A 22,913-nucleotide genomic window follows, 5' to 3' on the forward strand; every position below is an offset into this window, starting at 1 on the left:
AAAAATGGTGGAAAAAACTGCTTCCGGAAGGAAGCAGTTTTCAGTATTTAATCAGAAGAATTTGACGGTTTCTTCCAGGGGCTTCCGGGGAGGAGTGGCGGGAGCGGCGTCGCTCTTGCCGACGGCGATGACGGAGATCAGCTCCTCGTTTTCCGGAATGCCGAGTTTGTCCCGGAGCAGTTCCACATCCCGCAGGCCCATGATCAGGGTATCGTAGCCCAGGTCTTTGGCCGCGAGAATCAGGTAGGCGTCATGCAGGCCCAGGTCGTAAATGCCCCAGCCGTTGCCGATATCATCCACAGGCTGGCCGTCCGGGCCGAAACCGACGATGCCCTTGACAAAGGTGGTGACGATGAGGGCCGCGTTGGCGGAGCTTTTTTTGTTAAAACCGGGAAGGGCGGCATCCCGCAGGGTTTCCAGAACCTCCGGCGTTTCCAGCACGTAGCAGCGGGCGGTCTGCTGGTTCATCCAGGAGGGAGCCTGCTGGGCAGCTTTGCAGATGGCTTCCAGGTCTTTGTGGCAGGCGCCGGACTGATAGCTCCGGACGCTGCGGCGGGCGGCGATCAGGTCTTTGAATTCCATCGTTATGCCTCCTCTATGTTTATCGGTCAGTCAGCTTTTTTCTTAAACAGGGCCTTCTTCACAACGCCCTTGGGATCGGACACCAGGAGGATGACCAGCCAGATGATCAGGGCGAGCGCCACGACAGACAGGCCCAGGAACAGATCATTCAGCATATCCGCAGGCGCCGGGGTGAAGTAAGCGGCCTTCAGTTCCGCATATTCAAAGATAGCGTCTACCAGCCACATCAGGGAGGCACCCCAGAAGAGCCAGCAGAGGATGCCGAGCTTCATTTCGTTTTTCGGAGCGTTTTTATACCAGAGGACTGTGCTGATAATGGCAGCAAAAACAGATACAAGCAGTGTCATGTCTGTGTCCTCCCTTACGCCTTGACGGGTTCAGCCTTGAGGGCCCGCTTTTCAATGACGGCGGACACACCCAGCATAGCCAGCCAGACCAGGGTGACCAGGGCAGCCATGGACACACCGACAGTTGCCATTTCATGCAGCATTTCGGCCGCGTCAGCCGGATCGGCCGCTGCTGTGAGGAAGGGGAACCACGGTACAACCTCTCCGTGCCAGACGTGCTCGAAAGCCAGCAGGGCGGAACCGCCCCAGAGCAGGTTGGTGAGCCACTTCAGTTTCCGGGAGAAGGGGACTTTATACGCAGTTTCCGGAGTGCCGTCCAGGACGACGGAGACTTCTTCAGGCTGCTTTTCCTTCTTCTCGATCACTTTTTTTGCAACGGACACAACGATTGCCTCCACGGCGGGGACGATAAAACATGCCATATTTGCTTCCTCCTTTTATATCATGAACGCGGATTTCCTGCGTTCAGTATAAACATTTGAGTTTACTCTAAGTCAACAGGGAAAACGGCGTCAGGACAGGCTTTTGAGGACAGCTTCCCGGATGGCGCTCAGCGGTACATTATGTTCCCTTGCCAGGGCCGCGATATCCTCATATTCCGGCTTGACCCGATCCACGCCCATGCCGGAGGCATGCTTGACCCGGACGGGGCCGTACTCCGTGGAGACGGTTTCTTCCTTCCGGTCCAGAACATACCGGCTCATGTCCTGCCGGCGGATGCCCAGGGTGGTGGTGTGCTTCATCATCACGGCCGCCAGATGATCCGCGTCCTGCGCCAGGCAGATGACCGACAGCAGGATGCCCGGACGGCTCTTCTTCATGCCGATGGGCTGAGTGTAGACGTCCCGGGCACCGGCGGCAAAGAGCTGCTCCATGGCAAAGGCGATATCCTCGCCGGTCATGTCATCCAGGTTGCACTCGAGGCGGGTAATGGTTTCCAGCTCTCCTTCGCTTTGACCCAGGAATGCACGGACACAGTTGGCCTGTTCAAAATCCTTTTTGCCCATGCCGTAGCCGATGGCTTCCACAGCCATGACGGGACGATTACCGAAACGGGAAACAAAGTGCTTCAGCAGGGCGGCACCTGTGGGCGTGCAGAGCTCGCCCCTGATTTCTCCGCCGTAGGAGGGAATGCCCTCCAGGATCAGCGCGGTGGCCGGGGCGGGAACCGGCAGGATGCCGTGGGCACAGTGTACATGGCCGCTGCCGGTATGAACGGGAGAAGCGATAACCTGATCCGGGGAAAGCTGTTCCATCAGCAGGCATACGCCCACCACGTCCGCCACCGCGTCCAGGGTGCCCACTTCATGGAAGTGGATCTCAGTGACCGGACGGCCGTGCACGCGGCTTTCCGCATCGGCAATCAGGGCATACACAGCCTTGGCGTCGGCTTTGACCCGGTCGGACACATCCAGGCCGTTGATCAGCGCTTCAATATCCGCCATGGAGGCATGGTGATGATGCCCGTGGTCATGATCGTGGTGATGATCATGTTCTTCTTCATGGTGATCATGGTCATGCTCGTGATGATGATCGTGATCATGGTGGTGATGCTCATGGTCATGGGCGTCTCCGGCTTCTTCCTCCACGCCGTCCACGGTAACCTTCACATGCGTTCCGGTGATACCGCACTTGACCGATCCTTCAGCGGCAACCGTAACGCCGGGCAGGCCAATGGCGTTCATTTTGTCAATGAAAGCCTGGCGGTTGCCGGCCAGCTCCAGCAGGGCTGCGGTCAGCATATCCCCGGCAGCGCCCATGGCGCATTCCAGATACAGTGTCTTCATTTGGCTGTTCTCCTGTTATTCAGAATCAGGCGGCCCCGTTCCAGGGCCATGACAAGCAAGGGAACCAGAACGATCTGCAGGATAATCCCGAGGACAGGCTTGGCAAACGCCCTGACCCAGACAAAGGCCAGCAGGGCGTCATTGATCTTTACCAGGCCCAGGCTGGTCAGGAGAAGGTATACGATGCCGTACACAATACGACCCGCAAGCATGGCGACGATCAGGGAAACGTAGATGCTCCATTTCTTTTTCGGCAGCAGCATATACAGCAGTCCGGACAGGGCGCCGTATGTGGCCAGTTCAAAGGCCATTACCGTGGCGTCGGGGAAAATGCCGGGCATACCGTTCAGCAGGGAACTGAGCAGCGGAGCTGTAAAGCCAACCACGAGGCCCCAGGACCAGCCGCACAGGAAACCACACAGCAGCACAGGAATATGCATCAGATTCAGGGTTTTACCGATATCCGGAATGAGTCCGGCAACTCTTGGCATCATGACAGCCAAAGCCAGCAGTAAAGCGGCATAGGTCAGTTTGCGAACTTTCAGGGAAGACAAGGGCAGTTCTCCTCTCATATATCGTTGGCAGTGATCTGCTTCAAGTATACTTATGTTAAACCTTAAAGTAAACTCCAAGTCAAGAGTCTGGATGCAATAAATGAAAAACTGGCGGGAAAAGGTACTCTATTTTTCCGATTTCATCCTTTATTCATATGACTGACGCCTGTATGATAAACGGCGAACACAGCTGATTCCCGGAATCCCGGCAGAAACGGACGGAAAGAAACAGAACGGGATGAGAGGGAACGCAGCACAGATACGTATCGGACAAGGCAAAACAAATCAGACAGAAATGAGAGCATCAGTAATGAATAAAGTGCAAAAGACCGGGATCCTGCTGCTGGTATTGGTTCTGGCACTGACTGCGTGCACATCCTTTGCCGACACGGGAGAGAGAGGAAACACCATGAACAACATCGACGTCAGACAACAGACAGAATTCCGGTATAACCGGTTCGCGGATCTGTACTACTACCTGCTGGCACATATGCCCATTGATTATGCAGCGGACGTATCAGATCCTGAATATACGGCGGAAATGGCAGGCAAACTGGGCATTTTTCCGGGTATTCCTCCCAAACTGACGGAGTATTATGAAGAGAATTATGACCGGCTGGCGATTACCGGCTTTATTCCGCTGGCAGTGAAGAACACCCAGCAGTTCAGGGAAGCGCTGGTTTCCTGCGGCCAGCTGACAGACCGGGATATGGAAGCCTTTGTGGATCCGATGATTGAAATCTGTGACAGGGTCTCCGAAAGGTTCTATGAGTGGTGGACAGCGCATCATGAAGAGGTGGCGGCGCAGACGGATAAGGTATACGACCGTTTCCGGACGCTCGCAGACCGGCTTGGCGCTTTTTTCAACAACCTGGAGATGAAACCTTCCGTGCTCTTTTCATACAGCCTGCGGAAGAACGGCCGGGCATTTTTCCAGCCGGGAGAAATCATCGTCTATCTGACCTACCCGGAAAAACCGGAGGAGATTACGGGCTGCTTCCTGCAGTACCTGCATGAATGCACCCATTCCGTCACGGACCCGCTGATGAACCGGAGTATCCTTATGGCGGACGGATCCCATGACATTGCAGAATACCAGGTGCTGGTTTTTGACGAGTACCTGCTGGACGCCCTTTATCCGGAGATGACTGAAACCTACCGTGAATGGATCGGGCAGGAATACCTGGACTATTCCCACAAAGCGCTGGGGGAAGCGGGCGAAGCAAGGCTCAGGGAACGCTTGGAGGCAATGCTGACGGAGGATAAATGAGATGCCTGCGATGAAGAATATCACGACGATCCTGCTGGACATGTATGGCGTGATCCTGGAGGAAAGCAAGGGATATTTCATTCCCTATACATTCGGTTCCTTTGACCAGGCGGAGTATGACCGTCTGACAAGGCAGTTCAGGGAAGAAAAACTGTTTACCAGGGCGGCGAACGGGGAAATGACCTCGGACGAGTTCCTGACGCAGCTTGGATTTCAGGATCCGCAGTACCACATGGTCAACTATATTGACAACTTTCTGCACCTGGACCAGGGCTTCAGGGAGTTCGCTGAAAGGTATTCCACGAAGTATGATTTTGTGCTCCTTTCCAATGATGTGGCCGAGTGGAGCGCCTACATTACAAAGCATCATGACCTGGATCAGTATTTCACCCATAAGATCGTCAGCGGGGACGTGAAGTGCCGTAAGCCGGACAGGAGGATCTACGAGATTGCGCTGGAGCGGATCGGAAAGAAACCGGAGGAATGCTGTTTCGTGGACAACAGTGTGAAGAACCTGCTGGTTGCCGAGGAGATGGGGATTGAACCGATCCTGTTCAACAGGGATCAGGAGGAATATACCGGCACCATCGTCAATTCCTTCGCGGAGCTGGCGGAGTTACTGGGATAAGGAGAAAAGAATGAGAATCGGACTGGCTTCCTACCGGAGCGAGAACAGGAACATGGATTTTAATATCGGGCAGATCGAGCGGGCGCTCAAAGAAGCGCAGGGAAAGGTTGACCTGCTCTGCTTCGGGGAAGCGTTTCTCCAGGGCTTTGATTCCCTGGACTGGAAGTATGAAACAGATAAAAAGACTGCGGTTGCGCAGGATTCGGAAACCATGGACCGGCTGCGGAACCTGACGGTGCAGTATCATACCGCCTTGCTGACCGGCTATATTGAGCGGGAAGGGGATACCTTATATTCCTCCTGCATCGTGCTGGCGGAGGGAAAGACTATCCACAACTACCGGCGGATTTCCCGGGGCTGGAAGGACTATACGCAGACGGACGACCACTACCGGGAGGGAACGGATACCGGGGAGTTCAGCCTGCAGGGGAAGAAGATCATGCTGTCCCTTTGCGGGGATATGTGGGATTATCCGGAAAGATTCAAAACAGATCACCTGCTGATCTGGCCTGTCTATGTGAATTATACCCTGGAGGACTGGGAAGACGGGACTGTGGAAGATTACGCCGCCCAGGCGGCACTGGCAGCAAAGGACGCACTGCTGGTCAATCCCCTGGACAACGATCCGATGAGTCATGGCGGGGCGTTCCGGTTTCAGGACGGCAGGGTGACGGACCGCATTCCCTTTGACAGCGAACAGATCCTGATCGTGGAAGCAGAGTAAAGCGGCTGGCAGACCAATGATACGGCTGTCCCGGAACGGATTGAAAAGACCGGCGGGACAGCTGTTTTACTGTCCGGAAATAAAAATGTTGACGAGGGCGTGCAGATTGCCCCTCCTCATTCGTCTAATGTATGTAACGTTACAAAACCGGAGGCATGATACTGTGGACAAGGGATTCTTCATCGCGGAGATCGAAGCCTGCTCGGAAACGATGTACCGGGTAGCCTGGTCGATCCTGCGGAACGAGACCGACGTGCAGGACGCGCTGCAGGACGCGGCACTCAAAGCCTGGGAAAAGCGGAGCAAGGTGCGGGAGGAAAAGTATTTCCGCACGTGGCTGATCCGCATATTGATCAACGTATGCTATGACATACAAAGAAGGCACCGGAATGTCGTTCCACTGGAGAAGATTCCCGCCCAGACCTATGCGAAAGCACCGGACCCGGAACTGGCCATAGCGCTGAGAGCCGTTCCGGAAAAACTTCGGCTGCCCCTTGTGCTGTGCTACTGCGAAGGCATGAGTTATGAGGAAGCCGCGGATGTGCTGCGGATTCCCATGACCACCCTGCGGGGCCGGCTCAACCGGGGAAAAGACGCATTGAGAAAGGAGCTGAAAGCGGAATGAAGCGCGACATGAAAGAGATAGACCTGCAGAACGCCTTCTGGCCGATGACAGAAGAATGTCACAACAGGCTGAACACTGCTCTCAGCGGCCTGAGGGAGGAAGAACCTGTGAGAAGATTTACTGCAAGAACAGTTTTGATAGCAGCTTGTATCATTGTTGCCCTGATGGCGGTAGCTTATGCTGCCGGTCGCATTCTCGGATGGACGGATTTTTACTCTATTTTCTATGACACCAAAGTGCCACAGGCTGCACAGGAAATCCTGGAATCCACGGAGGAACAAAACTTTGTTGTGGGGCCTGCTTCCTTTACGGTGCAGCAGCTCTACGCTGACAGTCATACCGCATTGGCTTCTGTTAAGGTTTCCATGGCGGATGGAAGCCGGGCATTGATGACCATGAGCGGCAGCCAATACGATTCCCTTGATGCAAGCGGAGAAAACGGAGAGAAATACGCCGAATCCCTGGGGCTGGATCCGTCCCTGAACTGGATCTCTGCCGCGGAGGAGCTGAACTGTCCTCTGTATATCATGCGGGGAATCCTGGATCTGGATCCTGAGTATTGGGGCGGGGAAGAGATGGAGGATGTGCTCTACGATTCTGACGGCTCCATGACGAACTACAGCATGCAGATGCTCGACAGTACAAAAGTGGGGGATGAACTGCCCATGAAATTCTTCCTGCGGGTAGCGGAAGTTGATCTGCAGACCGGTGAAGAAAAGGAAGAGGTACTCATCGAACGTCCGGAACTGAGTATCCGGGTTTCAAAACCGATGGACATCGTAACCTATTCTCTCCCTAAAACTTATACTGTCAGCGGCCTGACGCTGGACGCCGTCTATGGTGAGCTGACGCCTGCGGGGCTGTACCTTTTCACTGACTTTACCGCGGGAGAAGAGGCTGATATGGACGCCTTTGGTTGTCCGCAATGGTTCGACGCTGACGGGAATGAGTATCCATGGGGACTGAATCTGAGTTATGACATCAATGTGGACAACTGGCCGAAGGTTAGCATGATGGGACTGATTTCTGTAGACAGCATTCCGGAAAAGCTCATCATGTCCATGAAGGATGAAAAAGAGATCCATAACCTGTCACTGCCGGATGGAAGCATAAGAATTCTCCCTTTGGAAGATGAGAAAGAATAAACAATACCGGAGCGCCGCCGGACAACAAGGCGGCGCTCCATTTGATAAGGAGAACTATGAAACGAATCATCTGTCTTCTGCTGGCAGCAGCGATACTTATCTCCATCTGCACTGCCTGGGCGGAAAAGAATGGTGAGGCTCTCATTGTGTATGAAGCTGGCGAGAGTCTAGCGAAGGAATGGTCCGAAATGCTTGGACTGGAAAATCCGCCGATCGAACTTGATTGTACAGAATCTGTCATGGAGCTGGTAAAGGGAGATTCCGCACCTGATATTTGTGGCTATGACTTTTTTGCACTCAAAGAGGCTGGAATGGTTGCAGCCTTCGAACCTACTGAACTGATGAAGGAAGAGATGGCGGCCATGCCGCAGTATCTGCAGGATGTGTTCCGGGAAAACCTGATGACAGAGGACGGCAAACTGTCAGGATATTTGAGAAATCTTGAAGTACAACCTCTGGGGTTTTATGTGCCGGATGCCTGGGCGGCATCTCCGTATCGGGAAATGACTCCGCCATCATCAATAGAGGAAATCCTGGATTTCCTGGAAATCTATCTGGATACGCCCCATGACGGTTTCTGCTTTTTTCACGACGTTACTGACGGCTGGTTTGGGGGACCGCTTTGGAATGTGATTCTCCTGATGAGATGCTGGGCCATACAGAGCAATTACGCGAAGATTCCCCTGAGATATAACAACCCGGAGTTTATCCGGCTGCTGGAGCGGACAGTGGATCTGTTAAACAGACTGCAGAAAGTGGAAAAGGGCATGAAAAACCAGAAAGGACGCCAGCTGTTTCAGGATAACATGTCTAGCCGTGGACGTACAGGCAACAACCTGGATACCATAACTTATGCCAGTCTGATTCCGTGGAGGCTCACAAAGGACCAGCCACCGCTGATTCATGTTTCGGTGGATTGTTACTGTGTACGCAGCGGCAGCCCGTATGAAGATCGTGCGGCGGAGCTGCTGGAACGTATTATTCCGGGACGGGAAGCTTATTGTTCTAAGGAATACCGACCTTTGATCTATGAATTCATTAATCCGGACAAAGTCGACGTTGAAGAATACAACAGGCTTCTCCTGAAGAAAATCGGGAAACAATATCCCTGGAAACTGGTCACACAGGAATATATCGACAGCATCTGGGACATCCATAAATACGGTATTCCGACTCTTGTCTCCGATGATAATGAAAACCGCAGCAGCCATTACAGCTATGAAGAGGAAATGGCTTTGTTCGGGAAACTCCTGAATGGTGAGGTTACCGCTGTAGATTTCGCGGCAAAATGGGATGAAATGAACGATTGGGCTGAACCGGTTCAGTGATAAAAACATGGGGAAACAAATGAAAAGACGAATTTGTGTTTTGCTATTGGCAGTTATGTTGGCACTGAGTCTGATACTCTGTACCGGTGGAATGGCTGAAGAGAAAGATTTTATTGTTACTGTGGTAAGTCTGGCTGATGCATTTGCAAAGTTTGAGAATCCGGACTTATATCCCGAGAGAGACATACATTTATCTGAACTACAGGAAGAAATCCGGTCGGGTCAGGCACCGGATTTGATCATTACGTATGGCGATATTGAAACACTGAAGGAGCTTGGTGCGATAGTTCCTTTTACTCCCAGTGAGATGCTGGTGAAAGATTTTGAAACAATGCCGCCCTTTATCCGGGAAGCAACACGAAAATATCTGATAACAAAAGACGGACAGTTCTGGGGATGTATCCGCGGCGGCCTCTGGCTCAAAACCATGCTTTTTTATGTACCCAGCGCATGGGCAGACTCCCCATTCCATGACAGAACGCCTCCGACCTCCTTTGAAGAATTCCTGGATTTCGCGGAAGTTTATCTGGATACTCCGCATGAAGGCTTCTGTCTTCTGTATAACTGGAGCAATGAGAAGCTGTGTGTGCAGAGTGAGATCCTGAGTATGCTTCTGGACAGCTGGATCATCCAGCAGCAATATGCAGGGGAACCGTACCGGTTTACCAGTGATGAGTTTATCAGCCTTCTTGATCGGACGAAGAAACTGTTTGCCAGGCTGGCAAAAGAGGAACCGCTAACTCAGAAGAAACAAAAGAAACTGCGGGAGTTATTCACTAATCCGGGAGTAACATATGACGGCGGGAAAGCAAATTACAGCCGTGAACTATATAACTGGGATCACATGATTCCTTACCGGGTTTTTGCCAACCAGCCTCCGTTGATTAATATAGAAACCGCATTTATCTCTGCTGGAAACAGCAGTGCAGATCCGGCAGAAATAACAAGGTGTATGGAGGAAAAAGTCAGAAGACGAGACAGACACTCTGGTGTTGTAGAAGCCACATACATTCATCCGGAACAGATGGATGTGGAAGTCTTGAACAAGTGGTATTATTCCTACCAAAAGGACGGAGTGTTCACTCAGCAGTGGCTTGACAGTATCCAGCGGATCCAGGGTGTTCCCTGTATGACAGATCCATATTGGATATGCGGTAAGGCTACTGCTTCTGATTGCGATTCTTTAGGCAGGGTGAACAGTCAGTTTATGACCAGCGAGAAGATGACGCCGGAGAAATATGCGGAGATCTGGGAAGGCTGGAGCCAGTGAGCTGATGTTTGAAAATCCGGGAGATGAAAATGAAAAGACGATTCTGTATTCTGCTGGCGGCAGTAATGCTGGTATTTACCCTGACATTCGGGACCAGTGTGAAGGCTGCAACGGATGATTTCCATGTGAGTGTGGTAAGCCTGAAGGAAGCATTGGCTCACATAGAGGATGCCCTGCACTGGGAGTCTATAACTTTTTCCAGGTTGCTGGACAGAGTCCGATCCGGTCAGGAGCCTGACCTGCTCATTACACAGGTGGTGTTCGGTGAGTTAGAGGCGCTCAAGGACGCCGGAGCGATTGTTCCTTTTACGCCGAATGAAACGTTGGTCAACGATCTTGAGACGATGCCGCCTTTTACCCGGGAATTGATCCGGAAATACCTGGTGACGGAGGATGGACAGTTCTGGGGATGCGCGGATTATTTCGACTTGAAAGCTATGCTTTTTTACGTGCCCGACGCGTGGGCAGACTCGCCGTTCCGGGACAGAACACCTCCGACGTCTTTCGAGGAATTCCTGGATTTCGCAGAATTTTACCTGGATACCCCGCATGAGGGCTTCTGCCTTCTGAGTGCTTGGGCAAATGAAAAATATTTTGTGGAAAAAGAGATTCTGAATATGCTGCTGCACACATGGACGATACAGCAGCAGTATGCCGGAGAACCATTCCGGTTTACAAGTGAAGAGTTTATCAGCCTTCTGGACCGGACGAAAAAGCTGCTTATCAGGCTGCAGAAGGAAGAGCCGAAGATGAACAAGAAGCAGAAAGGCCTCCGTGAACTGCTTGCCAACCCGGGAGGAGGATCCCATGGCGGCAAAACAGAGGTAAGCCGGGAATTGTATAACTGGGATCATATGATTCCTTACCGGATCTATGCCAGTCAGCCGCCGCTTGTCAATGCATGGGGTGATTGCGCTGTCTGTGTCTGTAACCCTGAGGCTGATCCGGCAGAGGTGAACCGGTATATGGAGAACCTGATCAGGCCGCGGGACTGGCCGGAGAAGCATGAGGTTCCGTATTCCGCCTATACACATCCGGAATGGATGGACGCTGATGAATGCAACGAGGAGTATTATCCCGAAGTCAAAGACGGATACATGACGCAGCAGTGGCTTGACAGTATCGGACGGATCCAGGGCGTTCCCTGCTGGATAAGCGAGTATTATTTCTGGTATGGCAGTGAGGACGAGTATGGTTGGAAGTCACATGAAATGGCGATGGAGTTTATCAAGAATACAAAAATGACTGCGAAAAAATACGCGCAGGAACTGGAAAGAATAAGCCAGTGAGGTGTAAACAACAGGATCAGGACCGGATCGCCGGTTCTGATCTTTTTTCTTGACAGATTTGGAATCACAGGATATGATATCGAACGAACGTTCGATTTAGTTTTACATACAGGAGGATACTATGCCGAAGGAAAACAAGAAGGAACTGATTATCCGGGAAGCGCTGAAGCTGTTTTCCGAAAAGGGATTCGCGGCCGTTTCCATGCGGGATCTGGCGGAGTCCGTCGGCATCAGTGTAAGCACGATCTACCATTATTACCCGAGCAAACAAGACCTGGCCCAGGATATGATTGCCCGGGCAAACGAACTGACCGCGAAAGCCCGTGACTCCTTTTTCCGAATCCTGAGCGGCACGGAGAAGGTGGAATGCGAGCCTTTTGTGCGCGCGGGAGTCATGTATGTGACAGCCTATCTGCGGCATGAGCAGATCGATCCCCTGCTGCGGATGCTGGAGAGCGAGCGCTTTCATGAACCTGCCGCGGAGGAAGCCTGGCAGAGGATGATGTTTACCGATCCGATCGCGCACGAGGCAAAGGTATTTGAACTGCTGGCCGCCCGGGGAGAGATCCGAGAAACAGACGCGGACCGGCTGGCCGGGGAGTATCACGGGATTGTCATGCTGGGCTATTTTACCGGGGATACGGACAGGATGGCCCGGGAACTGACGGCTTTTTACAACAGAGTATTTAACAGATAAGGGAGACAGGACATGAAGAAGTACAGAAGTGAAAAGAGCGGACAGGCAATCCTGGAGACCTATGACCGGATCCTGTCCACCTGGCAGTGTGAGACAAAGGAAAGAGACGTGGAGACAGAATACGGAACCACCCACGTGATCGAATGCGGGGCGGAGGATGGCCCGGCACTGGTGCTTTTCCACGGGGTGGGGGACGACTCCGCACTGATGTGGATTTACAACGCGCCTGAACTGGGAAAGCATTTCCACCTTTACGCCATTGACACGATGGGCGGCCCGGGGAAGAGTGTGCCCAACGAGAACTACAACAAGGAATTTGACGACGTGCGTTGGATCGACGGGGTGCTGGACGCGCTGGGCATCGAGAAGGCCTTTTTCGCGGGCGTATCCATGGGCGGATACCTGGTGCAGATTTATACGCTGATGCGCCCGGAACGGGTGCTGAAGACCATCAGCATTTCCGGCACTGTACCGGTAGGCGGAAAGAAGAACTCCATGGCGGCGATGATGAAGATCTTCCTGCCGGAGGCGCTGTTTCCGACGGATAAAAACGTGACGAAACTGCTCAAGAAGCTGAGCGGGGAAAACTACGCGGTCTTCACGGAAAACCGGGAGATCATGGCCCATTACAAAAGCCTGCTGAAGGGCTTCAACAACATGACCATGGGATACCACAAGCTCCATGCGTTCACCACGGAAGAGGTGGATCGGATCCGGGATAAGGTAACCTATCTGGTTGGTACGGAAGATCCGTTTGAGAAGATCGGCGGAAGGGAAGTCCTGGAGCAGAATCACATGGACGCGGTGTTCTATGAAAAAGCAGGACACGGGCTGAACCATGAGCGAGCGGAGGAGATCAACCGGAAGATGATCAGTGTTCTCCAGGGAGCGGCGGAATAACCAGTTCAGCTTTATCTATCAGCGGCACAATCCTATATCACCTGTAGGAGCGAAAACGGAAGTCGATTGTGATAAGCCGGCAATAAGCATCATGGAACCGGGAGTGTCATGACAGACCATTGGTATGATTTGTGCATGTACGATTAATACCGTTGGTAACTTCATTGAAGACGGGACTTTTATATAATTGAATTGTTTCAATCATGCAGCGACACATTATGGGCAGCCATACCAAGTGATATTCCAGAAAGCGGAGTAAGCAGCATATACTTTGGATATAACGCCGCCACAGGATACAGCATTACCAATCTGGGGAGAATTACGAGCGAATGTATTACTACAGCTTATTTTATACCGCCGGTGAATCCGGCTACGAAAAAAACGCAGGAAATCCTGACGGTGAACGGCGTGATGACCGCATGCACCGGAGAAAGATAAAAGGGGATTTTTATGAATCACAAACGACTGAACCGGGACAAATGGGGATTCCAGTACTATCCGTATTACCAGATGCGGATTGACCATGAACTGTTTCACGGAATGGTCTGCCTGATCCGGTTTACGGACGGGGAAAAGAATTACTGGGAAACGCCGAAAGCCGGCAGAGTTCAGGTGACCGGTGAAGGGATGACCTGGCTGGAGATGATCCCGGACGATACCCAGCGGATGATCACCATTATGTATTTCCCGGACGGAACTCATGACCCGGAACGGAAACAGTATCCGGTGACCGCCAATGAAAAATACCAGCCGTCCGTCTGGTACATCGATATCATCGAGGGGATCGAGCCGGGTGAAGACGGCGTCGCGGTGTTCATCGACAAGTACCTGGACGTGATCCTGACGCCGGAAGGCGATGTGAAGGTGGACGACCGGGATGAGTTGGACGCGGCGTACGCTTCCGGAGACCTGACCAAAGCGCAGTACGAGGCGGCCCTGGCAGAGGGTGAAGCTATCCTGCGGGCATATGGCGACGATATCCGTGGACTGGACGCATGGTGTGCGGCGGTGCGGCAGCTGGCGGAGGACCGGGTTGCGGCAGGGGAGCCCATTACCATGTGCCGGGAAGTCCGGGAGTGGAGAAAGAAGCAGGGAGAATCCTGATACAGAAAGGCTGGAACCGGTATGAATCAGACAGAGAAGGCGCTGGCTCTCGCAAAAAGCGATAGGCTGAACTGCATTGCGGAACTGGATGAAACCGCGTTGGAACAGGCAAAAGCACAGGAAGCGGACAAAGAGGGAAAGCCGCTGGCCGGAGTACCCGTACTGGTGAAAGATAATATTGATGTGAAAGGCCTGCATACCACGGCGGGCAGTTTGGCGCTGGCGGACAATATTGCCCTGGAGGACGCGCCGGTGATCCGGAACCTGCGCAGGAACGGTGCGGTGATCCTGGGGAAAACGAACATGACGGAGTTCGCCAATTTCACAACCGAGGGTATGCCGGGCGGGTACAGCTCCCGGGGCGGACAGGTGATTCACGCGGTGAATCCGAAGCTTTCGCCAACTGGTTCTTCCTCCGGATCGGCGGTAGCGGTTGCGGCAGGAATTGTACCGATGGCTGTGGGAACGGATACCTCCCACTCCGTGACCGCCTGCGCGATGTTCAACGGCATCTGCGGGCTGAAACCGCCGGTGGGCACACTGTCGGCGGAAGGAATTGTTCCCATTGCGCGGACGCTGGACAGCGCAGGAGCCATGGCACGAAACCTGACCGACGCGCTGAAACTGTATTCAGCCATGCGGGAGGAACCACTGCTGGAACTGAAGCCCCTCAAACTGGACGAGCTTCGCATTGCGATGAACCTGGCCAACAGGGAGCATCTTCAGTGCCAGGAACGCTTTCTGAACAGCTTGCTGAAGAATCTGAAAGCAGGCGGAGCCGTGACCGGTGAGGTGGACCAGGGAGCGGCGCCTGAAATGGTGACGATCATGAAGTGCGAATTCCGGCCGATGCTGGAAGACTACCTGGCTAAATCCACAGCCGGACGGAAAACCCTGGCGGAGATCGTGGCGTATTATGAAGCCAATCCGGATACCATGATGAAGTACGGGGACACTCTCCTGCGGGCAGCACTGGATGAAATGCCCGGCGGGCTTCAGGAGAAACCCTATCTGGACGCCCTGGAAGTTCGCAAGGAAACCATTGCGAGGGTCACGGCGGAGATTGAGGATTATGACGCTGTCCTGATGACGGGACCGACAAGCATCATGCATTTCTGCGGTCTGCCGACGGTTACGGTGGCAGGAAAAATGAAAAACCCGGACGGCGTGAATGAGGCAGTGATCCTGTACGGAAAGGATGAATACAGGCTGTATGAAGCCGCCCTGGCGATTGAACAGGTGATGCTGAAAATGTGAAGGGCATTCGGGAAATTCCGGGCTTCTGAGGCCGGTAATTTCGGGTTGACAAGGGGAAAGACTTCTGGTGTAATAAGATTAATCTTTGAAAGGCAGGTGAGTGACATGGTTTACCAGGCATACCGGATTGAGAACTTCTGTCATTCACCGAAAGCCGCCTGAAGCAGTCAGCGGGCACAGGTTGATACGGAAAGTACAGTGTTCTCGATTTCGGGAACACTTTTTTGTTTGACTGCGGAAGGAGCATAAAGCAGATGACATTTGAATCAGTGAGGAATAATCCGGAGCTCTGTGAACAGGTGAAGGCCTACTGCCGGGAAAAGTGGGAAAAGGTCAGCGGCGTCTTCGCCCGGACGGCGGACAGGAGCGTCAGCGCGGAACAGTTTCCCCAGACGTGGGTGATGCTGGTGACGAGTCCGGAAGGGACCCGGGTGACCGGGTTTTACCAGCTGGAAGAAAAAGACCGGCTGACCATCCATACAGAGCTGACGCCTTTCATCACCACGCTGTTTGTGGATCCCGGGATGCGCGGCGGAAAAGGGTTCGGGGAGATGATCCTGAACCACGCACGGGGCGTGCTGGGCAGCATGGGATATGACACCGCCTACCTCTGCACGGATCACATCGGATACTATGAACAGTACGGCTTTGAGGAGATCGGGCTGGATCTTACCGATTACGGGCAGCCGACAAAGGTGTATATTACGGATACGCTGGGCGATTTCCGGTATGAGATTTTTGACCGGAAGCACCCGATGCCGGATCATACGCGGCTGGCGGTTTACGGGCTGCAGCACGAGGTGCAGGAGAACCCGGCTTTCCTGCTGTGGTTCCTGAAGAACGCATCAGTGACCGGACAGTATCCGAAGTTTTTCACGGTGACAGCCTTCCGGGGAGAACGGGTGGCCGGCGCGGTGAACGCCATGCGCAGCCCGGAAGATTCGCGGAGCTGGTACATCGGGGATCTGATCGTGGCGGAAGACTGCCGCGGACAGGGGATCGCGGATAAGATGATCCGAAAGGTGCTGACCCGGATCGGCCGGTGCGCCGCGGGCGGGGAAACGGTCTGCTCCTATATCGAAAAGGACAATGAGGCTTCCAGGAACTTGCATCGGAAGCTTGGCTTTGAGGACACCGGGGAACTGAAACCCTTTGGGGAACTGTGCTTCGGGGAAAACATGACCACCTGGATCCGGGAAATATAACATGGGGAAAAGAAGTGGGCTGCCTCTGGATGAGGCAGCCCGTTTTATGAATAGGATGGAGATCCCTGTCAGCCATTATTTCTTAGCGATGATATAAGGAATGCCGTTGTCTTTGCAGTACTTGTGGGCATAGGAACCGAGGGTGACCTTGCAGGTCAGGTTGTCGCAGTTGACGAATGCCAGATTCTCAATCTTCTTCACGGTGCTCGGGATGGTGAGGACGGTCATGCCGTTCTGTCCCTGGAAGGCAACGCTGGCAATTTCCTTGATGCCGAAGGGAATGGTGTATTCGCCATTGATGGTGCCGAAGGAGCTTACGATCCTCTTGGTTTTCTTTTCGATCAGCAGCTTGCCTTTGGTTTCATAGTAGCTGTTGCCGCGGGAAATACGGACATACTTCAGCTGATCGCAGTAGTTGAATACACCGTCGCCGATCTTTTTCACGGTGCTGGGGATGGAGATGGACCGCATGTCGATGTTGTACATGAAGGTCTGCCCCTTGATGGTTGTGACGCCGTGAGGGATTGTAAGATCTTTCAGGCTGTAGCAGCAGGACAGAGCGCAAACACCCAGTTCCTTAACAGTGGACGGGATAACGACCTTCTTCAGTTTTGTGCAGCCGAAAAACGCGTCTTCAGCCAGGGATGTGATCCAGTATCCGTCGATTTGCGCCGGGATGATGGCAGTCTCAATGTTTTCGTCGATACAGCGGAGCTCCGCGGTGTGGGCACTCTTCACCGTGTAGGTATACGGGCTTTGTTCCTCAGCAGCGGCACCGGCAAGGATTGCTCCGCAGGCGAGCAGCAGCGCCAGCAGCATAACCAGTAGTTTTTTCATGATAATATCCCCCTTTTTTTATTTTGGCCGGCCGTATCGGGCAGGCCTGACTGTAATCTGACTGTAACATGAGGCGTGTTACAGTGAATTCACAGCGATGTAACGATGGTGTAAACAATGCAAAAAGTATGCAAACGGAAAAGAATTTGCAAAATGGAAATAGAAAAAGGAAATGAAGTGCCCGGCGGCAGAGAATCGTGTATAATACAAAGCGAATGTGAAACGGCACGAACATAATCAGATGATATAAATGCTGAAGGAGGAATAAAGATGTCTTTTGATCCTGAAAGGTATACGCATGATTCCGACAGGTCAGCCCTGAAGGCTTTGCAGGCCATCCCGGGTTTTTCCCTGCTGACCAAGGGATTCATGAATCTATGGAATGAACCCCAGGAGAAGATCCTGAACATGTCCACCCGGATTAAGCTGGGGGACAACCAGATGAAGAAGTACTATGACATGCTGCCGCCGATCTGCGAGAAGCTGGGGATTCCGGTGCCGGATCTGTACCTGGAGCTGGACGTGAAACCCAACGCATATACCTACGGCGATTCCAATCCCTTTATTGTGCTCACCTCCGGATTGCTGAAAGCACTTCCGGAAGACCTGATCCCGACCATCCTGGCCCATGAATGCGGGCATATCGCCTGCCATCACGCGCTGTACAGGACCATGGGCCGGCTGGTGCTCAGCGGAGCGTCCACGGCCATCTCCTCGGTGATAAAGCTGGGCGGCCTGCTGACCGTGCCGCTGCAGGTGGCGTTCTATTACTGGATGCGGTGCAGTGAGTTTTCCGCGGACCGGGCGGCTGTGCTCTGTGACGGAACAGCAAGCAAAATGCAGGAAGTCTGTATGCGTCTGGCCGGGTGGGACAAGGACATTATGGCCGACGCGAACATCGACGCCTTCCTGCAGCAGGCGGCGGACTACAAGGAAATGATTAATGGAAGCGCCTGGAACAAGACGCTGGAGTATATGATCATGAGCCAGATCAGCCATCCGCTGACCGCGGTCCGGGCGATGGAGTGCGGCGAGTGGGCAAAGAGCGATCTGTTCAACCGGATCCTGAACGGCATTCCGGATCCGGCGGAGGCAAAGCCCGCGGAGGAGGCACCAGTGAATGATGCTCCCGCTTCCCCTGCCGAGCCGCAGAAGCCGGAGCCGTTTGATATCCTCGGCCTGCTGGGCCTGAAGAAACAAGACGAGGATAAACCGGAGCAGCCGACAGTACAGGCCGCACCCGTGGAAACGGAAGCGGAGAAGGAACTGCGCTGGTACCGGAAGATGGCGGAAGAAGGCCTGATCACCTGGGACCAGTATGAGCAGAAGAAAAAGGAACTGCTGGGTGAATAATCCCAAAGAATAAATACAGCCGCCGGTTGTTGAAGCCGGCGGCTGTTTTCTGTGCGGGAATGATATTACCGGGAAGGGACAGGGGAGAGGATGCCGGGAGCCCGTTCGGGGCTTTCATCCCGGCAGGGTTCTCCGGCGAAATCTTCCCAGAGGGCCCGGCAGGCCAGGCCTTCCCGGATCAGCAGGGTAATGACCTTTTCCAGATCCTTCACCCGGACCAGAATGCCCCATCTTTTCTCCTCCGAGGGCATGTTGAAGGTGTTGGCAAAGAAGACATCGTAGAAAGGCATTTTGAAAGGAATGTGTTCATCCCTCAGGATCTCCCGGATGCGGAAGATGTCAGCTGTTTTCCATTCGGGGCCTATAGATGTCCAACGTTTCATAGTGATGATCCCTCCTTCGTGCAGGATCATCGTAGCAGGTTTCAGGAATTGTTTCTTGTCATTTCTTGTGAACTTTTGTCGGCTGTTTTTTCAAACACCAGATGATTGAAGAAGGCGATCTTCCGGTATTCATCCATTGCGGCGGCCTTTGTTTCCAGGGCAAGCATGGATTGATACCAATCACTGGTGAACTTGATTTCATTATTGGAAGACAGCCCGTAGAACGTCCGGATCCCGAAAACGTCCTTAAGAACCATCTGGTCAGCCAGGAAATCCACGAGGTATTCGTTGCTGTAAACGCTTCTGTCTCCAAACATGCTGCTCTCAGCCTGGTCCTTGCTGAGCAGATCCAGGGCGGCCTTCGGATTGTCATTCAGGACCGCATAACCCATAGCCCTGCCCAGGTCATTGTGCTTCACAATCGACAGGATTCCGCCGGGCTTCAGGACCCGTTCCAGCTGTATCAGGATATAATCAATGTCATCCACATATTCCAGCACGTTGTGGCAGATGACAACGTCATAGGTGTTGTCGGCAACCGCAGACAGGAATTCTGTTCCCTTCGGGATCAGCGTATAGTTATTGCTCCTGACGCGCAGGCTCACCATTTCCTTGTTCGGCTCCGCGGCGGTGACATCGTGGTGCTCCGCATAGTGATCCGCCGTGAGGCAGAAACCGGCGCCAAAGTCCAGGATCTTCAGCCTTTTTTCGTTTGGGAGATTCAGCTGGTTGTAAATCAGGTCATAGAACATCCTGCCCCAGGGTTGATCCACTACATTCCTGTAATTCTGAATCTGATTGGACATAAGTATCTCCTTTACAACCGTTATTGTTTCTGCGCGATGATCCTGTACCAGTCGATTTTCTCAAAGTCCGTTTCCGGAAAGTTGCAGGGAACCGGGCGCAGGGAGACCGGACCATAGCCCAGCTCCGCCAGCTTCTTTTCGACGATAGAGAGCGGGAAGGGATTGTAATGCTCCTCAAAGATTTCTTTCTGGACGATCCTGTTCTCCTGCTCAAAGGTGTACAGCAGGTTGAAGGTGATCGACCCGTCCGGATTATGATCCCAGACCTGGACAAGATTGACCCTTGTGCCGTTGTGAAAGAAGGGATTGTACAGGTAGAAACGCTGCTTTTCCCGCCGGATCTTTTCCCAGTTCCGGGAGTCGAAACAGAGGTATCCGCCGGGCTTCACGTGGGCGTCCATGCCTTCAAGGGCTTTCAGGACGTCTTCGTTGGTCACGTAGGCCAGCGAGTTTCCGGTGCTGGCGACGCAGTCAAACTGCCTGTCCTCCCAGACGGAGAGATCCCTGAAATCGCTGCATTTCAGCTCAATGGGTTTTTGCTTCGCGGCAGCCTTTTTCCCGCACCGGGAAAGCATTGTTTCACTCAGGTCGGATCCGCTGATCTCAATGCCGAGTTCCTGGAGCGGCAGGGTCATGCTGCCTGAACCGATGCTGACGTCGAGAAGGGTATGGATCTGCCGGTCGCCCAGGAATTCCTTCCAGTCATTCCGGATGATTTCAGTCCGTTTTTCGTTTTCGATCAGGTCATAGATCTCCGCCCGATCATAGAGATGACTCATGGGGGTTATCCTCCAAAGTATTTATTGGGGAAATCAGAACAGGCCGTTTTGGGTCGGCTTTCCGTGACCGTACCAGATTGTCCGGTCGCCCATGGCCCGGATCTTTTCGGCACTCTTTTCGATAGCGTCCCTGTCATAGAAGAGGTGTCCCACACCGGGCCGGATCCAGTTATCCAGTTCATCGCCGACGAGCAGGTGCTTTTCCTCCACGTCCACGCCGATGGAGCCCAGGGTGTGACCGGGAAGTTCGATCACTCTGGCGTTAAAGCCGTAAGCGCTCAGGTCATCTCCGTCTCCGACGAAGATCAGGTTATTCGGCCGCTCGACGGGGGTGTTTCTCAGTACCTTCAGGGACATGCCGAGGACCACAGTCCCCACCACGCCGGAAGACTTTAAAGGCTGTTTATCAAAGCTTTCAAAAAGCTCCTCGTCCTTCGGATGGATGGCTACGGGAACACCATATCTTTTGGATAATTCCGCCGCGTTTTCCGCATGGTCAAAATGGACATGCGTCAGCACGATCAGTTTCATTTCATACTTATCGCACTCCGCAATCACCTGATCCAGACACTGTTTGCTGGCGGTGTCCACAAGGATTGCTTTGGTGCTTCGGTGATCAGGTAGCAGTTATCCGTGCCGCCTTTGATCCGCTTGATTGTAGTCATAGATTTGCTCCTGTCTGAAAGTGAAGTGAAGATGAAGATGGATTGACTCAGACGTCAAAGGCCCATTTGCCCCGGCGGAAGATCGGAACGGTTTTGCCGTCCCTGGTGACCGCGTCGATATCCAGGCCTTCGTAGCCGATCATGAAATCATTGTGTTCCATGGAATCGTTGATACCCATTTCGCGGCATTCATCCACTGTTTTGTTTTCAAAGCCGCGGATGGTGTTGGTGAAGCCCATGCCCAGCGCCAGATGGCAGGCGGCGTTCTCATCAAAGAGGGTTTCGTAGAACAGGATTCCGGATTCGGAAATCGGGGAATTGACCGGCACCAGGGCGCATTCGCCCAGGTAAGCCGCGCCCTCATCCATGGAGATCATCTGCTCCAGCAGGGCCTGGTTCTTTTCGGCATGGACTTCCACAGCCTTTCCGTTTTCAAAGCGTACCCAGAAGTTTTCAATGAGCTGGCCGTTGTAGGAAAGGGGCTTGGTGGCATAGACAATGCCTTCAGCTTTCCCACGCATGGGAGAGGTGTAGCATTCCTCGCTGGGAATATTGGCGTCGAAAGGGACACCGCCGATGGTGGTATCGACGCCGCCGGTGAAGGTTCCCTCCGGGATCAGTCCAACGGTCAGGTTGGTGCCGTTATCACCCCTGTAGCGCAGTTCAGCGATGCCCAGGTTGTTGAGGAAGACGCAGCGGTCATGCAGGTCCTTGTTGTGGGCTTCCCAGGCGGCAATGGGATCATCGGTGGCACGGGAAGTGAAAAGGATCGCTTCCCAGAGCTTTTCAATGGCTCTGCCCTTCGGCAGGCCGGGGAAGACTTTCTTTGCCCAGGCGGCGCCGGGAACAGCGGCGATACACCACTGATACTTGTTCTCCATGGCATCAAAGTAGGGCTTGTAAATGGGCCAGCTTTTCTGATCCGCTTTCGCCACCTTTGCCTGATTGATACCCTTCAGGCCGTCCGGATCGGCGGAGATCAGGGTGATGGAGGCGGGCAGCGTATCCACATAGTGCTGGAGGCGGACCTTTTCCCATTCCTCAACTTTAGCCAGGGAAGTGACACTCCGGTGACGGACGTTCAGCTTATAGAGCGGCTGGTGACCGAATTCCACTCTGACTCTTCCGGCACCGGCTTTATAGCACTCGTCCACCAGCATTTCCACGAATCTGGGCTGGTCGAGTTCACAATAGATGATAACCTCCTGGCCTTTCTGGATGTTGACGCCCATGCGGGCAATCAGTTTCGCATAGTTGCGAAGGACGGTCTGTTTCATGAAGAGTTCCTCCCGGGAATGATATGGTATAGATATGATCTTGGTCAGGGAACACTGCAAATGCTATTGGACGGGTTTACGAATGAATGCTCCCAATTGTA

At 53.3% G+C, this 22,913-nt stretch carries 26 protein-coding genes and 1 pseudogene; 16 read left to right on the top strand and 11 right to left on the bottom strand.

Going from position 1 to position 22,913, the window contains the following annotated elements; translation table 11 throughout:
* Window positions 1-51 precede the first annotated feature (51 nt).
* The 5 genes from JRC49_11485 to JRC49_11505 form a co-directional block, all read right to left on the bottom strand.
* Window positions 52-582, bottom strand: coding sequence for a nitroreductase family protein (locus JRC49_11485; protein QTE70417.1), 531 nt, complete (start codon window positions 580-582; stop codon window positions 52-54).
* A 26-nt stretch (window positions 583-608) separates the two neighbouring features.
* Window positions 609-929: a hypothetical protein gene (locus tag JRC49_11490; GenBank protein ID QTE70418.1), complete on the bottom strand. Its 321-nt coding sequence runs from the start codon at window positions 927-929 to the stop codon at window positions 609-611.
* 14 nt (window positions 930-943) lie between these two features.
* Entirely contained in the window at window positions 944-1,351 is a 408-nt protein-coding gene (locus JRC49_11495) for a hypothetical protein (GenBank protein ID QTE70419.1), read from the bottom strand.
* 90 nt (window positions 1,352-1,441) lie between these two features.
* The gene (gene larC, locus JRC49_11500; GenBank protein ID QTE70420.1) at window positions 1,442-2,716 is read right to left on the bottom strand and encodes a nickel pincer cofactor biosynthesis protein LarC; all 1,275 of its coding nucleotides are present in this window, start codon (window positions 2,714-2,716) and stop codon (window positions 1,442-1,444) included.
* On the bottom strand, window positions 2,713-3,288 hold the full coding sequence (locus JRC49_11505) for an ECF transporter S component (GenBank protein ID QTE70421.1): 576 nt from the start codon (window positions 3,286-3,288) through the stop codon (window positions 2,713-2,715). Before JRC49_11505 ends, larC begins: the two co-directional genes overlap by 4 nt.
* Window positions 3,289-3,580: 292 nt before the next feature.
* On the opposite strand from JRC49_11505, the gene JRC49_11510 reads away from it, so the two are divergent.
* From JRC49_11510 to JRC49_11580, 15 genes are all read left to right on the top strand, one after another.
* Complete coding sequence (locus JRC49_11510; protein ID QTE70422.1) at window positions 3,581-4,540, top strand: hypothetical protein; 960 nt, start codon at window positions 3,581-3,583, stop codon at window positions 4,538-4,540.
* Window position 4,541: 1 nt separating this feature from the next.
* Window positions 4,542-5,168: an HAD-IA family hydrolase gene (locus tag JRC49_11515; GenBank protein QTE70423.1), complete on the top strand. Its 627-nt coding sequence runs from the start codon at window positions 4,542-4,544 to the stop codon at window positions 5,166-5,168.
* A gap of 10 nt (window positions 5,169-5,178) precedes the next feature.
* Window positions 5,179-5,892 carry a carbon-nitrogen hydrolase family protein gene (locus tag JRC49_11520; protein QTE70424.1) on the top strand — a complete coding sequence of 238 codons (714 nt, stop codon included), beginning with the start codon at window positions 5,179-5,181 and terminating at the stop codon, window positions 5,890-5,892.
* A gap of 163 nt (window positions 5,893-6,055) precedes the next feature.
* A complete protein-coding gene (locus tag JRC49_11525) occupies window positions 6,056-6,517 on the top strand; it encodes an RNA polymerase sigma factor (protein ID QTE70425.1) in 462 nt (153 codons plus the stop codon).
* Window positions 6,514-7,662 carry a hypothetical protein gene (locus JRC49_11530; protein QTE70426.1) on the top strand — a complete coding sequence of 383 codons (1,149 nt, stop codon included), beginning with the start codon at window positions 6,514-6,516 and terminating at the stop codon, window positions 7,660-7,662. Before JRC49_11525 ends, JRC49_11530 begins: the two co-directional genes overlap by 4 nt.
* Window positions 7,649-7,798 (top strand): hypothetical protein, encoded by a 150-nt coding sequence (locus tag JRC49_11535; GenBank protein QTE70427.1) that lies wholly within the window; start codon window positions 7,649-7,651, stop codon window positions 7,796-7,798. The genes JRC49_11530 and JRC49_11535 overlap by 14 nt, the downstream gene beginning before the upstream one ends.
* 52 nt (window positions 7,799-7,850) lie before the next feature.
* Window positions 7,851-8,990, top strand: coding sequence for a hypothetical protein (locus JRC49_11540; protein QTE70428.1), 1,140 nt, complete (start codon window positions 7,851-7,853; stop codon window positions 8,988-8,990).
* A gap of 7 nt (window positions 8,991-8,997) precedes the next feature.
* On the top strand, window positions 8,998-10,260 hold the full coding sequence (locus JRC49_11545; GenBank protein QTE70429.1) for a hypothetical protein: 1,263 nt from the start codon (window positions 8,998-9,000) through the stop codon (window positions 10,258-10,260).
* A 29-nt stretch (window positions 10,261-10,289) separates the two neighbouring features.
* Window positions 10,290-11,549: a hypothetical protein gene (locus JRC49_11550; GenBank protein QTE70430.1), complete on the top strand. Its 1,260-nt coding sequence runs from the start codon at window positions 10,290-10,292 to the stop codon at window positions 11,547-11,549.
* A gap of 121 nt (window positions 11,550-11,670) precedes the next feature.
* Window positions 11,671-12,246 carry a TetR/AcrR family transcriptional regulator gene (locus JRC49_11555; GenBank protein QTE70431.1) on the top strand — a complete coding sequence of 192 codons (576 nt, stop codon included), beginning with the start codon at window positions 11,671-11,673 and terminating at the stop codon, window positions 12,244-12,246.
* Between the two features lie 12 nt (window positions 12,247-12,258).
* A complete protein-coding gene (locus JRC49_11560) occupies window positions 12,259-13,146 on the top strand; it encodes an alpha/beta hydrolase (GenBank protein QTE70432.1) in 888 nt (295 codons plus the stop codon).
* 329 nt (window positions 13,147-13,475) lie between these two features.
* On the top strand, window positions 13,476-13,667 hold the full coding sequence (locus JRC49_11565) for a hypothetical protein (GenBank protein QTE70433.1): 192 nt from the start codon (window positions 13,476-13,478) through the stop codon (window positions 13,665-13,667).
* Entirely contained in the window at window positions 13,597-14,250 is a 654-nt protein-coding gene (locus JRC49_11570; protein QTE70434.1) for a DUF402 domain-containing protein, read from the top strand. Before JRC49_11565 ends, JRC49_11570 begins: the two co-directional genes overlap by 71 nt.
* Window positions 14,251-14,271: 21 nt before the next feature.
* Window positions 14,272-15,507: an amidase gene (locus JRC49_11575; GenBank protein ID QTE70435.1), complete on the top strand. Its 1,236-nt coding sequence runs from the start codon at window positions 14,272-14,274 to the stop codon at window positions 15,505-15,507.
* Window positions 15,508-15,761: 254 nt separating this feature from the next.
* Window positions 15,762-16,712, top strand: a complete 951-nt coding sequence (locus JRC49_11580) for a GNAT family N-acetyltransferase (GenBank protein QTE70436.1) — start codon at window positions 15,762-15,764, stop codon at window positions 16,710-16,712.
* Window positions 16,713-16,787: 75 nt separating this feature from the next.
* Here the strand turns inward: JRC49_11580 and JRC49_11585 are convergent, their stop codons facing one another.
* A complete protein-coding gene (locus JRC49_11585) occupies window positions 16,788-17,549 on the bottom strand; it encodes a leucine-rich repeat domain-containing protein (protein ID QTE70437.1) in 762 nt (253 codons plus the stop codon).
* A gap of 270 nt (window positions 17,550-17,819) precedes the next feature.
* On the opposite strand from JRC49_11585, the gene JRC49_11590 reads away from it, so the two are divergent.
* Entirely contained in the window at window positions 17,820-18,902 is a 1,083-nt protein-coding gene (locus JRC49_11590) for a M48 family metallopeptidase (GenBank protein ID QTE70438.1), read from the top strand.
* Window positions 18,903-18,967: 65 nt separating this feature from the next.
* Here the strand turns inward: JRC49_11590 and JRC49_11595 are convergent, their stop codons facing one another.
* From JRC49_11595 to JRC49_11615, 5 genes and pseudogenes are all read right to left on the bottom strand, one after another.
* Complete coding sequence (locus JRC49_11595; protein QTE70439.1) at window positions 18,968-19,285, bottom strand: hypothetical protein; 318 nt, start codon at window positions 19,283-19,285, stop codon at window positions 18,968-18,970.
* A gap of 41 nt (window positions 19,286-19,326) precedes the next feature.
* The gene (locus JRC49_11600) at window positions 19,327-20,091 is read right to left on the bottom strand and encodes a class I SAM-dependent methyltransferase (GenBank protein QTE70440.1); all 765 of its coding nucleotides are present in this window, start codon (window positions 20,089-20,091) and stop codon (window positions 19,327-19,329) included.
* A gap of 20 nt (window positions 20,092-20,111) precedes the next feature.
* Window positions 20,112-20,870 (bottom strand): class I SAM-dependent methyltransferase, encoded by a 759-nt coding sequence (locus JRC49_11605; GenBank protein ID QTE70441.1) that lies wholly within the window; start codon window positions 20,868-20,870, stop codon window positions 20,112-20,114.
* Window positions 20,871-20,903: 33 nt separating this feature from the next.
* Window positions 20,904-21,535: pseudogene (locus JRC49_11610) on the bottom strand (MBL fold metallo-hydrolase).
* A 47-nt stretch (window positions 21,536-21,582) separates the two neighbouring features.
* Complete coding sequence (locus tag JRC49_11615) at window positions 21,583-22,812, bottom strand: aminopeptidase (GenBank protein QTE70442.1); 1,230 nt, start codon at window positions 22,810-22,812, stop codon at window positions 21,583-21,585.
* Between the last annotated feature and the right edge of the window lie 101 nt (window positions 22,813-22,913).

This window comes from Clostridiales bacterium FE2011, from assembly GCA_017569305.1.
Taxonomy (GTDB): domain Bacteria; phylum Bacillota; class Clostridia; order Christensenellales; family Aristaeellaceae; genus Aristaeella.

Excerpts from the sequence above, each read along its gene's own strand:
- JRC49_11590 (QTE70438.1), top strand. The coding sequence starts at position 17,820 with ATGTCTTTTGATCCTGAAAGGTATACGCATGATTCCGACAGGTCAGCC.
- JRC49_11555 (QTE70431.1), top strand. The coding sequence starts at position 11,671 with ATGCCGAAGGAAAACAAGAAGGAACTGATTATCCGGGAAGCGCTGAAG.
- JRC49_11550 (QTE70430.1), top strand. The coding sequence starts at position 10,290 with ATGAAAAGACGATTCTGTATTCTGCTGGCGGCAGTAATGCTGGTATTT.
- JRC49_11545 (QTE70429.1), top strand. The coding sequence starts at position 8,998 with ATGGGGAAACAAATGAAAAGACGAATTTGTGTTTTGCTATTGGCAGTT.
- JRC49_11560 (QTE70432.1), top strand. The coding sequence starts at position 12,259 with ATGAAGAAGTACAGAAGTGAAAAGAGCGGACAGGCAATCCTGGAGACC.
- JRC49_11495 (QTE70419.1), bottom strand. The coding sequence starts at position 1,351 with ATGGCATGTTTTATCGTCCCCGCCGTGGAGGCAATCGTTGTGTCCGTT.
- JRC49_11575 (QTE70435.1), top strand. The coding sequence starts at position 14,272 with ATGAATCAGACAGAGAAGGCGCTGGCTCTCGCAAAAAGCGATAGGCTG.
- JRC49_11540 (QTE70428.1), top strand. The coding sequence starts at position 7,851 with ATGCTTGGACTGGAAAATCCGCCGATCGAACTTGATTGTACAGAATCT.
- JRC49_11515 (QTE70423.1), top strand. The coding sequence starts at position 4,542 with ATGCCTGCGATGAAGAATATCACGACGATCCTGCTGGACATGTATGGC.
- JRC49_11535 (QTE70427.1), top strand. The coding sequence starts at position 7,649 with ATGAGAAAGAATAAACAATACCGGAGCGCCGCCGGACAACAAGGCGGC.
- JRC49_11505 (QTE70421.1), bottom strand. The coding sequence starts at position 3,288 with ATGAGAGGAGAACTGCCCTTGTCTTCCCTGAAAGTTCGCAAACTGACC.
- JRC49_11520 (QTE70424.1), top strand. The coding sequence starts at position 5,179 with ATGAGAATCGGACTGGCTTCCTACCGGAGCGAGAACAGGAACATGGAT.
- JRC49_11615 (QTE70442.1), bottom strand. The coding sequence starts at position 22,812 with ATGAAACAGACCGTCCTTCGCAACTATGCGAAACTGATTGCCCGCATG.
- JRC49_11565 (QTE70433.1), top strand. The coding sequence starts at position 13,476 with ATGTATTACTACAGCTTATTTTATACCGCCGGTGAATCCGGCTACGAA.
- JRC49_11580 (QTE70436.1), top strand. The coding sequence starts at position 15,762 with ATGACATTTGAATCAGTGAGGAATAATCCGGAGCTCTGTGAACAGGTG.
- JRC49_11485 (QTE70417.1), bottom strand. The coding sequence starts at position 582 with ATGGAATTCAAAGACCTGATCGCCGCCCGCCGCAGCGTCCGGAGCTAT.
- JRC49_11595 (QTE70439.1), bottom strand. The coding sequence starts at position 19,285 with ATGAAACGTTGGACATCTATAGGCCCCGAATGGAAAACAGCTGACATC.
- JRC49_11490 (QTE70418.1), bottom strand. The coding sequence starts at position 929 with ATGACACTGCTTGTATCTGTTTTTGCTGCCATTATCAGCACAGTCCTC.
- JRC49_11600 (QTE70440.1), bottom strand. The coding sequence starts at position 20,091 with ATGTCCAATCAGATTCAGAATTACAGGAATGTAGTGGATCAACCCTGG.
- JRC49_11510 (QTE70422.1), top strand. The coding sequence starts at position 3,581 with ATGAATAAAGTGCAAAAGACCGGGATCCTGCTGCTGGTATTGGTTCTG.
- JRC49_11570 (QTE70434.1), top strand. The coding sequence starts at position 13,597 with ATGAATCACAAACGACTGAACCGGGACAAATGGGGATTCCAGTACTAT.
- JRC49_11605 (QTE70441.1), bottom strand. The coding sequence starts at position 20,870 with ATGAGTCATCTCTATGATCGGGCGGAGATCTATGACCTGATCGAAAAC.
- JRC49_11585 (QTE70437.1), bottom strand. The coding sequence starts at position 17,549 with ATGAAAAAACTACTGGTTATGCTGCTGGCGCTGCTGCTCGCCTGCGGA.
- larC (QTE70420.1), bottom strand. The coding sequence starts at position 2,716 with ATGAAGACACTGTATCTGGAATGCGCCATGGGCGCTGCCGGGGATATG.
- JRC49_11530 (QTE70426.1), top strand. The coding sequence starts at position 6,514 with ATGAAGCGCGACATGAAAGAGATAGACCTGCAGAACGCCTTCTGGCCG.